General features: G+C 68.9%; 10 protein-coding genes. 4 read left to right on the forward strand and 6 right to left on the reverse strand.

Going from position 1 to position 13,644, the window contains the following annotated elements; all coding sequences use genetic code 11:
* Positions 1-24: 24 nt before the first annotated feature.
* From AC5WAM_RS11250 to AC5WAM_RS11260, 3 genes are read right to left on the reverse strand one after another with little or no spacing between them, the layout of a single operon-like run.
* Positions 25-3,534 carry a pPIWI_RE_Z domain-containing protein gene (locus tag AC5WAM_RS11250; RefSeq protein ID WP_495522515.1) on the reverse strand — a complete coding sequence of 1,170 codons (3,510 nt, stop codon included), beginning with the start codon at positions 3,532-3,534 and terminating at the stop codon, positions 25-27.
* Positions 3,527-4,672: a pPIWI_RE_Y domain-containing protein gene (locus AC5WAM_RS11255; protein ID WP_495522516.1), complete on the reverse strand. Its 1,146-nt coding sequence runs from the start codon at positions 4,670-4,672 to the stop codon at positions 3,527-3,529. The genes AC5WAM_RS11250 and AC5WAM_RS11255 overlap by 8 nt, the downstream gene beginning before the upstream one ends.
* Entirely contained in the window at positions 4,669-5,934 is a 1,266-nt protein-coding gene (locus tag AC5WAM_RS11260) for a PD-(D/E)XK nuclease family protein (RefSeq protein WP_495523561.1), read from the reverse strand. The genes AC5WAM_RS11255 and AC5WAM_RS11260 overlap by 4 nt, the downstream gene beginning before the upstream one ends.
* A gap of 336 nt (positions 5,935-6,270) precedes the next feature.
* On the opposite strand from AC5WAM_RS11260, the gene AC5WAM_RS11265 reads away from it, so the two are divergent.
* Positions 6,271-7,173, forward strand: a complete 903-nt coding sequence (locus tag AC5WAM_RS11265) for a serine/threonine protein kinase (RefSeq protein ID WP_495522517.1) — start codon at positions 6,271-6,273, stop codon at positions 7,171-7,173.
* A gap of 30 nt (positions 7,174-7,203) precedes the next feature.
* Here the strand turns inward: AC5WAM_RS11265 and AC5WAM_RS11270 are convergent, their stop codons facing one another.
* Entirely contained in the window at positions 7,204-9,966 is a 2,763-nt protein-coding gene (locus tag AC5WAM_RS11270) for an AfsR/SARP family transcriptional regulator (protein ID WP_495522518.1), read from the reverse strand.
* Between the two features lie 243 nt (positions 9,967-10,209).
* Between AC5WAM_RS11270 and AC5WAM_RS11275 the strand changes: the two genes are divergently transcribed.
* The 3 genes from AC5WAM_RS11275 to AC5WAM_RS11285 all read left to right on the forward strand — a co-directional run bounded on the left by AC5WAM_RS11275 (position 10,210) and on the right by AC5WAM_RS11285 (position 11,712).
* Positions 10,210-10,368 (forward strand): hypothetical protein, encoded by a 159-nt coding sequence (locus tag AC5WAM_RS11275; protein WP_495522519.1) that lies wholly within the window; start codon positions 10,210-10,212, stop codon positions 10,366-10,368.
* A gap of 304 nt (positions 10,369-10,672) precedes the next feature.
* Complete coding sequence (locus tag AC5WAM_RS11280) at positions 10,673-11,440, forward strand: hypothetical protein (RefSeq protein WP_495522520.1); 768 nt, start codon at positions 10,673-10,675, stop codon at positions 11,438-11,440.
* Positions 11,437-11,712 (forward strand): helix-turn-helix domain-containing protein, encoded by a 276-nt coding sequence (locus AC5WAM_RS11285; protein ID WP_495522521.1) that lies wholly within the window; start codon positions 11,437-11,439, stop codon positions 11,710-11,712. Before AC5WAM_RS11280 ends, AC5WAM_RS11285 begins: the two co-directional genes overlap by 4 nt.
* Positions 11,713-13,055: 1,343 nt before the next feature.
* On the opposite strand, the gene AC5WAM_RS11290 is transcribed toward AC5WAM_RS11285, so the two are convergent.
* Positions 13,056-13,448, reverse strand: coding sequence for a type II toxin-antitoxin system death-on-curing family toxin (locus AC5WAM_RS11290; RefSeq protein ID WP_495522522.1), 393 nt, complete (start codon positions 13,446-13,448; stop codon positions 13,056-13,058).
* Entirely contained in the window at positions 13,445-13,639 is a 195-nt protein-coding gene (locus tag AC5WAM_RS11295; protein ID WP_471561509.1) for a ribbon-helix-helix protein, CopG family, read from the reverse strand. Before AC5WAM_RS11295 ends, AC5WAM_RS11290 begins: the two co-directional genes overlap by 4 nt.
* Between the last annotated feature and the right edge of the window lie 5 nt (positions 13,640-13,644).

The following is a 13,644-nucleotide window of genomic DNA, read 5'->3' on the forward strand; positions in this document are numbered from 1 at the left end:
CTCCTGGGACAGGGGTTCGGTGCTTTACGGGTGGGCGGGTACGGCGGCGAGCAGGCGGGTGAGCATGCTGCGCAGTGGCGCGTACAGGGCGCGGACGATGAACTGCTCCTCCGCGGTCGTCGTGCCGCCGTCGAAATACGGGTCCAGGACGGCGAGGACGCTGTGCAGCAGACTGGATTCAGGGGTGTCGGGTCGCGCCGGTACGGCGGCGCGGTTGGGGGAGAAGGCTGCGTCGACGAAGACCACCCGGGCCGGTACGCCACCGCGTACCAGTCGCCCGATCACCTGCCACAACAGGACCAGCATGTCCCAGGTGACCTGCTCCCGTACGTCGTCGTCGAGACGGCTCCACGCCATCGAACGGGCGAGTACCTGATACCAGTACGAACGGGCGAGGCGGCGGAACTCCTCCGCTCCTTCCTCGACGGTGGGTTTTCCCTGCACCAGGGTGGCGAAGTCACCACCGGTGAGGGCGCGGACGACCCAGTCGTTGACGGCGTTGACGGCCAGGTGGAGGTCCTCTGGGTGCGGATGAGGTCGTGCCAGGAAGTAGACCGTGCCGATGGCCGCCTCGTCGCCCTCGTTGAGGATGTTGTGGCCGCGTTCCAGTGCGAGCAGGGGCGCCACCAGGATGTCCGCCTTGAGGTCCTTCAGGTGCTCGACGTCGCCCCGGCGCAGTGATCGGGCGTGGTAGGCGGACGACGCCTCGTCCTCCGCGGTGATCTCCTCGTCGTCCGACACTAGGCACAGCACCTTGTTGCGCCAGCGGACGTTGAGGTTGTGCAGTGTGTCGGCCACCACACGTGCCTCGGCATAGCTGCCGACCAGCAGAAGGATCTGGTCGCGTCCTGGAGGAAGGGAGAGCAACTCCTGCTGGAGCGGACCACCTTCAGTGACCTCGTACTCGTCTCCGCCCTCACCTAGATGGCACGCGATGCGGCGCAGCTTCTCCGGGCGGTCGTCCGGGTGGGTTCCCGACATGCGCAGTTTCTCGTCGCCGTCGTCGATGAACTCGAAGCGCATGGAGCTCTCGTTGGCGATGCGTTCGGTCACCTCGACCGGCGGTTCGATGACCACACCGACCGGGATGGAGACGTGGTAGCGGCTGGACGCGCCCGCCCAGCTGCTGCCCGACATGAGTAGCAAGTGGGCACCGGGCCTGCCGTCGACGGAGGTGAGATCGGGGATGGCGCGCAGCAGCTCACGTCCGACACCGCTGCACCGGAAGAAGGTCAGTTCGCCGCTGCGGACTCCGCCCTTGTCCTCACCCGGGACCCGGAACTGGAAGCCGAGCACATTGCCCATCGGGGCCTCGGGCACCATCGGGCCGTAGTCGATCGGTCGGCGGTACATCGTGTTGAAGCCCAGGCTGAGGGCGGCCTCGACGCGGGGCCACATGGCGTTGATCATGGCGAGCCGTGGTTCCAGGGCGCTGAGCAACAGTGTGAACTCGAAGCGCTCCGCGAGTTGCTTCCGCCATTCCTCGGGAGTCTGGGGCGGAGGCTTGGGCTTCCTGCGGCGTCCGCGCTTCTTCTCCTGTTCCTCCTCCTCGCGCCGCCACTTGTCGTACGCCTCTTGGTACTTCCGCTGACGGGCAGCCATGTACTTCGGGTCGATGGCGAAGACCTCGTCCATGACCTCGGTGAGGCGGCGCCGGGTGTTCTCCGGGTTGCCGGTGTGGAGCAGTTCGTTGAGGAGGGCGGTCAGGCGGCTGAAGTCCTCCTTCGTCCTGCGGTGACGGTCACCGAAGGGGTTGTCCCGGAACGCGTCGAGCAGTTTCCCGAGAGCCTCGCGGGGGGCGTGATGAGGGTGGTCCCGACCGCTGTCGTCGGGGAGTTCGTAGCGTTCGTCGAGCAGCCCCAGCTGGAGCGTCCAGGCGCTGAAGTAGCCCGTCCGCACCCACTTGCGCAGCTCGTACCCGGCGACGAGCATCGCGTACAGCCGGTCGGTGGCCGCGCCTGCGGTGTTGAGGGCGGCGGCGAAGGTCTCGACCTCCCGTTCGGAGAGCTGGGTGCGTCCGCCGGCCGCGAGTTCCCGGATCTTGTGCCGGCTCAGCTGGTCGATGAGGCCCTTGTCTTCGTCACTGGCGAGGACCACGGCGGGTGCGAAAGTCCGGTCGAGCTGCATCTGGACACGGTCGGCCTCGTCGATGATCACGAGGTCACTACGGCGGCAGGCGAGTTCGAGGAAGCGGATGCGTTCGCCGTTCTGAGGGCGGGGCGGCGAGGCGTCGATAAGCCCGGCCGGGGTGGCCACCCAGATCGAGGCGTCGACCAGCGTGCGGGCTCCGTGGTGACGGGGGCAGGCGGACCAGTACGGGCAGCTCGTCGCCCTCTTCTGCCACTCGGAGTGCCGTCCGTCGCTCGGGTCACGGCGCAGGGCCGACGGGGGTCGGAGCCGGGAGCAGGGTGCCTCGCCGTAGGCGAGTGGTTCGGTCGTCGATGTGGCGCCCTGCCGTCTGACGTTGAGCAGGCAGGACGTGCCGAGGTAGGCGAAGGCGGGGTCGTCGTGGGCGAGCAGTCGGTGCTCGCCCCGGCCCGCCAGCCGGCGGTGCAGCCGCTGGGCGTGCCGCTCACGGCCGGAAGAGCCGAGCACGGGTGCGGCGGCGCCGTCGGTGTAGAGGTCGTAGAGCTGGACGAGCTTCAGCACCTCCGCGACATCGGTGACGACGACGGTGGTGCGCTTGCCCAGGTTGGCGAGATGGACGGCGATGATGTCGCGCAGTGTGCTCTTGCCGGCGCCGACGATGCCGAGCAGGTGCTGGATGCCGTCCACCGTGAAGGCGAAGTCCTCGTCCTTCCTGGCCTTGTGGAAGGTTCCGTTCTCCTTGGTGGACAGGTCGAACGACCGTAACCGCTCCAGCCACCGTGGTGCCCGGCCCTTGCCGGAGCGAGCGTGTTGGGCGTCCATCTCCGCTGCCGTGCGCTCCAGGTCCTCCCTGGTGAAGATCAAGGGCTCGCCGCCGCCGGCCGGTTCCAGGTCCATGTCGTGGGCGACGAGGGGGGTGCGGGGGACCGGCTGCAGGTCGACGACGGCCATAGTGCGACTGACGGGGAAGGCGTGCGGGCCCTTACCCGCGACCGGCAGCCGCTTGCCCGCCAGCGGCGGTGCGGCACGCAGCAGTTGTTCGTAGACGGAGAAGCGGTCGCCGGCGACGGAGAGGTCGCGGCGGGCAGCGGGTGTATCGGCGTCCGGTACGTCGTAGGCGCGCACCCTGGGGTCGAACCTCTGGTAGGTGTCCAGCGCATCGAGCCAGGTACGGCTCCGGCGCAGCGTCCACAGCGAGTACCGGGCGATACGCAGGGTCTTCGCCGCGTCGGATGGCAGCGGTGCCCGGTGCGCCTCGGCGAATCCGTACCCGCTGAACAGCACCCAGGCGCTGCCCGCGGGACTGCCCGGCATCATCTTCTGCTGGAGGTACAGGCCGAGTTCGACCTGGCAGAGGGCTTCCAGCGCGGGCTGGGGCACGGAGGACCCCAGAAATGCTTTGAGCACGTTGAACACGTCGGTCAAGGGCGGGGTGAGGCTACGCATCGTCCTTCTCCTCTCGCCGGGCCTGTCCCAGGTCGGGCACGAGGTCCATGGGGGTGGTGAGCACCAGCCGGTCCCGCAGGAGCGCGGGAAGGGCGTCGGTGAAGGCCTGCCGGTAGCCGTCCCGTCCGGCGAGCGCGTCGGGGACCACGACGAGGGTGCGGTCCGCGAGGAGTGTGTTGTCGGTGAGATGGGCTGCGAGGAGCGTCGGCTGCAGGCGGTCGTACACCTGGATGTCCACGCTGCGGGGGCCGGTGTCCCAGAGCCGGTAGGCGGGCAGAAGACCGGGCAGGGTCTCGTACCCGACTTCGGCGCGCTCCAGTGTCTCCCGTGCGGCTTCGTCGGTGCGGTGCGGCAGTACGAGGTACCACCGCAGCGAGCGCTGCAGGATCCACGCCTGGTCCGGCTCACGGATGAGCCGCGGAGGGGCGTCGCGCGGACAGTCCTCCCCCTCACACCAGACTTCCGCGCCGGTGCCGGACGGTCCGGGTACGGGCACGGCACCGTCCCGGGGCAGCGCGGGGAGCCTGCACGAGGGGCAGTACAGGAAGTCTCCGTCGACGAGCAGGAACTCGGGCAACGGACCGTAGAGGTTCTTGATCCGGCTCCAGACCGCCCTGTTCCAACCCGGCGCAAAGCGGTCCTGCTGGTGGACGACCGGGTGACGCGCCAGGAACGCCCGGCACTGCCGGTAGCGCTCTTCCGTTCCACTCCGCGCGTGCAGGTCCCCGAGGAGGGCGCGGGCGTGTGCCGCCACGCCTCCACCCGGTCCGTGCGAGGCCACCTCGAGACACGACCGGGTCGGCATCCGGCCGACCCGGTGCACCAGCGTGGTGCCCGGCGAGACCAGGGAGGAGGGGACCGCGAAGAGTGGGTCGTCGGACGGCCTGGTCCGGCACCACTCCCACAGCTCCGGAAGACTCCTCGGCGGCGACTCCCCCGCTTCGAGGCAGCGCATCACCGTGTGATCCAGCGCCCGCTGGGCGAGGCCGGGATAGGGCAGGGTGAAGGAGCGGAGCCCTTGGACCTCGGAGAGAGCCGCCACCATGCGGGCGAGTTCGCCGAAGAGGTCGCTGCCCACGCCCTCGGGCGCTTCGCCGGCGTCCGGCCGATCGGCCCGGTCGGCCGACCCCGCCCTCATGCCGCGGTCTCGCTGACGGACGACGCCGTGCACCAGCGGACCACTTCGCACCGCTCGCAGGAGCGTCCGGGCTGGGCCGCGTACTGGTCGTCCCCGTGCCAGTCGGCCACCATCGCCCGCAGTACCTTCTCGGCGGTGACCCGATTGGCCGGGGCGAAGGGATCGATGATCTCCAGGTCGGCGCCGCCGGGGCGCAACACCTCCAACTCGACCCGCGCGCGGAACGGATCACCGCCCAGGTCACCGCGGGCGATCAGCACGACGGCCAGGGCCAATTGCGGATAACGCTCCAGCAGGGGGCGGTCGGACCGCCGATCGGTGACGGAGGTCTTGGTCTCGCGCCACACCCATGACCCGGCATCCCGGTAGAGCAGGTCGGGTGCGGCCATGACCACCACGTCGGCGGCTGTGTCGTGCCGCACCACCCGGGGCTCGGTCCGCACATCCGTACCGTCCCCGACGTACCGCAGCGGACAGACCGCGGCGTGCCGCCGCAACAGCAGGGCGCCGAGTGCGCGTTCGTGTGCGGGCAGGTCGAATCCCTCCGGTACCCACTCCTCGGGGACCTCGACCGTGCAGGGCCGAGGCGATCCGTGGGCGTGCCGTTCGGCGAGGTAGGCGTGCAGCGCCCGGCCGCGCTCGGCCGTCACCTCGCGTTCGACGGAGTCCGCCGTGGGCAGGTGCAGCCGACGCATATGGTCACGCGCCGGGCAGGCTCGGTAGGCCCGCCCGTTGGTGACCGACCAGGTGCGGCGGGGCCGGTCGTGCGCCTCGATGCCCAGCAGTCCGGGCGCTGTGCGCAGGGCCGGGCACACCGACAGGTAGGGGCATCCTCCACAGGCGGACCCCGGGCGGTATTCCCGTCCGTCCAGTACGTCGGCCAAGGCGGCGGGGCCGTGTTCGCGGTACCGGGCGCGCGCCTCTTCCCGGCTTCCCGCGAAGAGTTCCCGCGTACCTCCGTCGAAGAGCGCGAACTCCACGATCCGTACGTGCTCTGGCGATGGTCCGGGGGCGCCCTCGGCCAGCACCAGGGCGACGGCCGCGGTGAAGCCGTCGGGCGGCAAGCCCCGCAGGCGGTGCACGGGCAGACGAAGCTCGCGGTAGGCACCGTCCGGGGAAACCAGGCAGCGGCCCCACACGGTGAGGCGGTACTCCTGGGCGTCGCGCGGGTCGGGACCGGACGGCCGGTAGCGGTACGTCCACGGCTCGGGCACCTCGTGCAGGGGACGTTCCGGGTCGAGGGGGAAGGCCGACTCGTACATCTGCACGCCGTGCTCCGACCAGGTCCGCAGACCGTCGTGCAGGGGCCCGGTACGTGTCCGAGGCGGGCTGCCGGCAGGCCCCGAACGGATGTCGCAGGCAGCCATGAAGGGGCCCAGAGCGAAGTGCTCCAGCCTCTCACGGCGGCGCGGTACGGGGTCGGTGGTGTGGTAGCCGCGGGTCTTGAGAGCGTCAGCGGCGGGGCATCGGAACTCTCCCCCCTTGAACATTCCGGCGGATACCGTGATGACGTCGGACGTGCGGGTTACCCCGTCGGGGGGCAGCCATGGCTGTGACATTTCATGCTCCATTTCCGTACGGACGAAAGGTGGATGACCATGCGGGAGATCGAGGAGGTCGGCGATGTGGAGAGGCGCTACGAAGTGCTGGACATGGTCGGCGATGGCGGCCAAGGCGACCTTTTCCTCGGGCGTGACCGCAACAGCGGGCAGAAGGTGGCGCTGAAGCTTCAGAAGGCCCGGGACCTCGGACCCGAGAGCGATTTCCACTGGGCCGGCGATGAACTCCTCAAAGAGGGATCACGCATGATGATGCTGACGGGAATCCGGGCAATTCCCGAAGTCATCGCAACGGGGACACACCGGCGACGCCGGTGCCTGGTCATGGAATTTGTCGAAGGGCACCAACTGCAGAAGGTCCTGTCGGCGGCCCTGCCCGTTAAGGATCCTGGGACCGTTGCGGCGACCATCGGCCAACTGTGCGAAATTCTGGCAGAAGTCCACGACCGGAATCTGGTGCACTGCGATCTCAAGCCCGAGAACGTCATCGTGCAGCCGGACGGCCGTCTCCGGCTCATTGACATGGGCCACGCGGTCGTGGCGGATCAGGAGACGAAATGGGCACGAGGCACGCGCGGCTGGGCCTCCCCCGAGCAGTCCGACGCGTGCCCGTCAGGTCTGACGCGGCAAGCGGACATCTTCGCACTCGGCTGCATCCTGCTGGAGATGACCGTGATGCGCCTGCCCTACGGCGGACAGGACGAGCGGGCGGAAGAGGGCACCCCGGTGCTGCCGGCCGACCGGCTCGCCAAACTACCCCCGGAGTTCGCCTCCCTGACGCTGTGGATGGTCCGGTGGAAGGCGGCGGAGCGCCCCGCGGATGTCCGTGAAGTGTTCGATCGGCTCCGCCGCTACCTACCCCAGCTCGGCTCGCAACGGCCATCGAAGCCCCTGCGCCCGGACCCGACCGAGTACTACCGCACGCATCCGCCCCGGCTTTGACGGTGAGCCGACGGCCGCCGATCAGGCGGGTCACCTCAGCCCTTCCAGCCGCTCCCGGACCTCCCGCCCCCCCTCACCGTCCATCAGCTCACGCAGCACGATGACTCTCTCCAGCTCCCGCACCGCCGCGTCGGTGTCGCCGGCGGACACCAGGACATCAGCGAAGAGCATGCGTACCTTGTCCTCGTTGGGCCAGTTCTCCTGTTCGCAGTAGATGTCGGAGGCCTGCCGGTACAGGGTGATGGCCTCGTCCCGCTCGGAACGGGCCAGGTGCACCTTGGCCAGGGTGAACAGCACATCGGCCAGGCCGCTGCGCTCCGCCGTGCGCTCCACCACGCCCAGAGCGTCGGCGCACCGACGGAGCGCCCGCTCGTGCTCGCCCCGGTCGAGGTGGATCGCGCCGAGGACGTTCAGAACAGCCGCTTCCCCGACCCGGTCGGACACCTCCCGACACAACTCCAGTGCACGGCGGAGCACTTCCTCCGCTCCCGTCAGGTCGTCCTGCTTGCGCAGGGTGAGCCCGAGCCGGTGCAGCGTACGGGCCAGACTCCGCCGGCCTGCCGCGCTGTGGTCCTCCTCGCTGAGCCGGACAGCCCTGCGCAGGGCGCCCACCGCCAAGTCGTACTCACCGAGCCGCCAGTGGGTCCCTGCCAGCGACCGGTGGACCATGGCGCGATCGACCGGACCGGCGACGGTTTCCGCCGCCTCGGCGGCGTACCGGAGGTTCTGCCGCGCATCATCGAGCAGGCGGCGGCGCCACTGGTAGATGACCAGGGTCATCGGAAGCAGCCATACGTACCGGTCGATACGCCGATTGATCGCCAAGTGAATGCCTCGCTGGACGGTGGCGTACTCCTCGTCCAGGAACGCCATCGCCTCCGTGAGGTCCGCGGGGTCGGTGACCCTGACCGCTCCGGGCTCGCCGGTGGGCAGGGTGCGTTCGCGATCGAGCACCCGATCGCAGGCGCGGACATTGTGCATCTGGTGTTCCAGCACCTGTCGTACGGTCGCCCGCTCGATCTCCGCGTTCTCTCCGTCCGGCACCGGCCACACGTGCCGAAGGGCGAAGGCCCGCACGAGGTCGTGCAGCCCGTAGCGGTCGCCGTGACGTTCCACCAGGTTCGCCGCCACAAGGTTCACCAGGGCCCGGTCGGTACGCGTCCCTTCGTCCACTGCCCGTCTCAGATCCATCACCGCCTCCCAGGAAGCGCTGGGCCCGGGGTGGACGGCGAGCTGCCACAGCAGCAGCCGGGCTTCCTCATTCAGCACGCGCACGGAGCAGTTGAGCGCGGCGCGGACCGACAGTTCGTGCTCGGGCAGGTCCAGGGTGTCCAGCTTCGCCCGCTCCAGCTCCTTCTCCATCTCCCGCACCAGCGCAGGGAGGGTGTGCAGCGGACGCGCACCGACCTCCAAGAGCCGGGCCACCACCACGAGGGCCAACGGCAGCCGACCGCAGAGGTGGACCAGCTTGCTGAAGGGCACGGCGTGCTTGGCCCGGTCCTCGGCCGACACTTTCTCCTGGAGTACCTCCAGGGCGTCCGCCTCGTGCAGCGGCTCCATCTTGCGGAACAGCACCTTTCTCTCGGACTGCAGCCGCAAGAGGTCATTACGACTGGTGACGATCACGGCGCAGGTACCGTCTCCGGGAAGGAGCGGCAGCACCTGCTGGGCTCTGAGTGCGTCGTCGAGGACGATGAGCACCGACCTGTGGGCCAGCGCCGACCGCAGCGCGTTGCTCTTGCTCTCCGTTCCGGTCACCGTGGTGTAGGGCGGTAGCGCGGCCAGAAAACCGTCCAGGATCTCGTCCGGTTCGGCGGGCCGCACGTCTCCGTCGGCGAATCCGTTCAGTTCGCCGCGCAGCACCCCGTCGGGAAACCGCTCCCGCAGCCGACCGGCGAGGTTCTCGGCCACCGTGGTCTTTCCGACGCCCGCCATGCCGCTGATCAGGACCAGCGCCAGATTGCCGGCGTCCTGTTCCTCGCACACGGCCTCGAAGAGGTCACCGATCAGCTCGTCCTGCCCGATCGGCTTGCGCCTGCCGCCGGGCAACTGGTCGGGAACGGGGGGCAGGAGAGCCCCGCCCGGCCGGCGGCCCTCTCCCCGGACCTGGTCGATGGCGCTCTGTACATCGACGTCCCCTTTTCTTCCGTTGCGCTTCTCCCACTTCTCGATGAGCCGCTCACGTCGGGACTCCGGCAGGTCTGCGTGGGCGAGCAGGTAGAACCGGAAGATCTGGGGCAGTTCCGGCGTGCGCTCGAACCACTTCTCCGTCTCCTCGCGCAGCCATTTGACCTCCCTGGACTTGTAGGCTGCGTCCAGCCGCGCGTACACGGCGGCCATCAATTCGGCCCGTAGCCCCTCCCGACGCAAGTTGAAGCCGGTCTCGGACAGTCCGTGCAGCGGTTCGTCCTCGCCGTCCCACTCCTCCAAGGCGGCGCCGAGCAGCTCGAACCGCGCTTTGCAGGTCAGCCCCTCAGCCTGCTTCACCTTTTCGCGAAAGCGGAGCAGGTCGACGTCCCCCACCGGCACGCGGAGCGTGCAGTAACCCGACTTGCCGCTATGGGGCACGGACTCCTGGCCCAGCCGCTTCCGCAGGTCGGCGACGACGCGGTTAACCAGATCGCCGACGTCCTCGACGCCCTCCCAGAGGACTTCGGCTATGTCCTTCCTCTTACATCGGCAGTCTGGCGAGGTCACCAGGAGCGCGAACAGGGCCGCCACCTTCGACCCTTCGACCACCCTCCTGCCGCCACCCCCTTCGGCTCGCACCGGGCCCAGCACGTACCCCTCCATCGCCTCCCCCTCACCGCGCCACAGTCAGTGATCCGGCCCCTCGTCGGCGCTCCTTCATCTGTGCGCCGCGCCGTGCCGCTTCACACGCGCTTGCTTCTTCACGCCCCCGGGGACTCAGTTATCCCTCAGTTTTCGCTCTGCGGCCCCGCTTCACCCCCGGGCACGATGGCACCAGCCGCTCGCAGAAGCACGAAATGGCGGCTTAGTCATCCATCGACTCATCAGAGAGGAACCGCGAACCCGATGAACAGCCGTCAGCGCAACCGCCGGGCAGCCCGTCTGCGCCAGTCCCCTGACTGGCCGCCGAGCCGCCGTCGGCGGGCGGCCGTCCAGACCGAGGACACCACCCCGGCGACCCCGCCCGCCGAGGCGCCGGACACCTCGTCCTCCGAGACCGCCTGAACGCAACAGTTCGTGGGTGCCCGTTCTGTACGGGCACCCACCAGCCTCGCGAACTTCGTCACCGGCGAGCTCGCGGCCTGGCTGCCGCGCTTGTTACACGCTCGTGGTCAAAGGCGGCGTTACCTGGTCGAGAAGACCACTGCCGCATGCTCACGCATCAAAGTGAGGCTGGTGGGACTCATCTCCGCTTGACACGGATGTGAGGCGGTATGTCCCCACCACAGGACCCACCTAGCCCAGCATCTCGGTATCTCCAGCACCTCCGGACTCAGGTTTCCACAGTCTGAAGAGAGGACATTTCCTGATGTATCCACCACACAGCAGTGCGTTCGCCTCGGTGAGGCGGCACTTCGACGATCCCCGGACCAATGACGCGGTCTTCGTACTCGTCCCCACGGACGCCGACGAGGCTGATCCGGTCCGGCTGACCGCTGCCGAGACGCACGAGGCCTTGTACGGCCCCGGCTCCGACCCGCAGTTCGCCACCGCGGTCTGGAAGGAGGCCATCCGCGCCGCGCAGAGCGACCTGACTCCAGACAGCACGGGCAAACTTCTGGCGATCTGGCTGGCCCTGCCCCGGTTGACCGGGACGGTCCACCGGGTCTGCACGCGCCTGCGGGCCGACCGATCGGACGTGGAGGCCGAGATGGTCCTGGCTCTCCTGGAGAAGCTGGCGGATCGGGACGGCGCGAGCTGTCTCACCGACTCCTCCCTACTGCACGCGGCGCGCGCCAGGGCGTGGCATCTCGCCCGGGAAGGGTTGCGGGAGCTTCCCTCCACCCAGATCGAACGCATCACCAAGGAGCACGCTCTCACTGCGTCCGGCGAGGAGGCGGACGCTCCGGCGGCGGAGAGCCTGGACGTACGGGTCGACCGTCCGGACGGCCCGGACGGTCTGTGCGCACCGCTGCGCTTCCGGGTGCGCCCGGAGCATCTGCGCCGACAGGGAATCTTCATCGACACCGACGACGGCTCGCAGGGCCGTTCGGCGGGTCACAGCCCCGGGAAGAGGCGACGGCTCGGGCGCCGCGCGATCACCCGGCCGGTCCGCCCTGCGGGGAGGCGAGGGTGAAGGACCCGGCAGAGGGCCGCCTCAGTTTCACGGAGATGTTCGACCTGCCCGTCGCAGTGGACCTGCGCACGGCGGCCCGAGCACTCGGAATCGGCTCGACGACCGCGTACCGGCTGATCCGCGAGCACGAGTTCCCCTGCCTTGTCGTCCGCGTCGGACGTAGGTACAGGATTCCGACCAACGAGCTGATGCGCGCTCTGGGGATCGAGGACCGCCCGCTGTACAGCGTGGACCCGGAAGAGGAGACGAACGATCCGAACGTCGGCTTCTGACGGTAACCAACGTGCTGCTCCGTGGCATCGGCCACGGAGCAGCACGGCCCTGCTTCCTACGACGGGCCGTTCGCCGCCGACGTGCGCCGCACGGTTCTCCACGGCTGCTCGGCAATCGGAGGGCGAAGGGATGCCCTCCTTCGCCGAGTGGTTCGGGGGCCGACAGCCCGTGCGCCGGCCAGTTCGTGAACCCGCCGACGCTCACCGACCCGAGCTACGGCGAGCACGCCTGTCAGCCCTGAACCTGCCGGTGAGCCGTCGACACACGCTTCGGCGCCGGCCTCATGATCGCCGCGCCCGGCCGGGGCACGGATCTGGATGGCCCGGCGGCCCAGCCCTACGCACCGCTCGCCACGACCGCCATCGAGGGGATGACTCCGAAGGTCCTCGTCGTCGTGGGCGCGAAAGACTGGCACCCGCCCAGTCTTCTCCGACCGGCAGGACTGGGGAAGCGACGCCTACGCGGCGTCTCCCGCACCGAAGACCAGGTTGGACAACTTCGACGACCCGGAACACGGGCTGGGCGGCACCCCGGCCTTCGACGCTGCCGAGGCCACCGACGAGAACCCTGACCGCGTCACCGCCGCACGAGCCCTCGCCCGGGCGCACCTGCGCGCCCGAGTTGTGCCCGCAGGAACCGGACAGGTACTGGGCCACCGCGGTCCGCGCATCAGCTCCCACTGCTCCCGGTCCCGCTTCGTGAAGCCGTCGGGCGTGACGTCGTGCCCTGGCACCTTCAGTTCCAGGAAGCCGGTGATGCGCCCCGACGTCTCCACCGCATAGTCCGGACGCCCCGGACCTCGGGCAAGGGATGCTCGGGATGAAGGCGAGGACTCAGCTTCCAGCGCGCCCCGAATGTCTCCATCAGCTTCGCCACCGGCAGGCTGACGGACGCCTCCGTGTCGCTGACCCGCAGACGCTCCTTGCACTCGGATCCAAAGTCCGCCACGAGAGCCCGTATCCATTTCTCCGGCACCTAGTCCCCCTCCAAGCTGTGGACGTGGACGGTGGATACCGCAGACACAGCTTGTTGGAACAAAGAGGACCGGCTCAGTGCGCACGGAGGAGGCGCGATGGGCACGGACAGCGCGTTCCGTGACCGCTGGGAAAGCAGGGGCGGGTGTTAGTTGGGAAGAAGCCGCCGTAGCCAATGTGGGCCTTGCCTGCCGCCCAAGCGGGAAGGCGCGTGGGACGCCATTCTCGCGCCGAGCGGACCCGCTGCCCCATCTCGCGAAAGCATACGAATCCACCCGCTGAACGAACGGATCAGTCCCCCGGCGGACTGACAGAAGCCAGCACCGCTCCCAGAACCTCATTCCGTCCCGTACCCACGACGTCGAACGTCAGGAAACGGGGAACCAGGCCGACAGGCGCTTGGCAATAGCCGGTACATCGATGTTGTCTTGCGCGACTTCCTCGACGAACGGGCCAGCCACGGAGACGGGTGGCGGGGTGGTACTGGCGCTGACGCCGTTGAACCGCAGGAAGACACGCATGGCAAGCCAGGCGGTGCGCTTGTTGCCGTCGATCAGCGCGTGATTGCGAGCGACGGAGTGCAGCAGCGCCGCAGCCTTCTCGTGCAGCGTGGGATACAGCTCGGCCCCGAACACAGTCGTCCGGGGCCGTTCGATCGCCGACACCAAAAGGCCCATGTCACGCACGCTGTGCTCGGTACCGTTGACCGTGCGAGCGATGGCCAGGATCTCGTCGATATGGATGTAGCGCACTTGGGTCACTTCAGGTAGTCCAAGATCTCCGCATCGCTGTCCATCAGCTCGGCCAGGACGTCATCAACCTTGAGCTCGGCCCGGTGCTGGGCGTCACGGATGGCCTCGATGGCAAGTTCCTGCTTGCTGCGACCCTCCCGACGAGCCCGCTCGGTGAGCATCGCGTCAAGGTCTTCGGGGAGTCGGAGTGTCATCGCCATACAGG

The organism is Streptomyces sp. JLYT201, from assembly GCF_059448825.1.

Bases quoted from the DNA above. Each gene is read 5' to 3' on its own strand.
- AC5WAM_RS11265 (WP_495522517.1), top strand. From the start codon at position 6,271: ATGCGGGAGATCGAGGAGGTCGGCGATGTGGAGAGGCGCTACGAAGTG.
- AC5WAM_RS11260 (WP_495523561.1), bottom strand. From the start codon at position 5,934: ATGTACGAGTCGGCCTTCCCCCTCGACCCGGAACGTCCCCTGCACGAG.
- AC5WAM_RS11270 (WP_495522518.1), bottom strand. From the start codon at position 9,966: ATGGAGGGGTACGTGCTGGGCCCGGTGCGAGCCGAAGGGGGTGGCGGC.
- AC5WAM_RS11250 (WP_495522515.1), bottom strand. From the start codon at position 3,534: ATGCGTAGCCTCACCCCGCCCTTGACCGACGTGTTCAACGTGCTCAAA.
- AC5WAM_RS11295 (WP_471561509.1), bottom strand. From the start codon at position 13,639: ATGGCGATGACACTCCGACTCCCCGAAGACCTTGACGCGATGCTCACC.
- AC5WAM_RS11280 (WP_495522520.1), top strand. From the start codon at position 10,673: ATGTATCCACCACACAGCAGTGCGTTCGCCTCGGTGAGGCGGCACTTC.
- AC5WAM_RS11255 (WP_495522516.1), bottom strand. From the start codon at position 4,672: ATGAGGGCGGGGTCGGCCGACCGGGCCGATCGGCCGGACGCCGGCGAA.
- AC5WAM_RS11275 (WP_495522519.1), top strand. From the start codon at position 10,210: ATGAACAGCCGTCAGCGCAACCGCCGGGCAGCCCGTCTGCGCCAGTCC.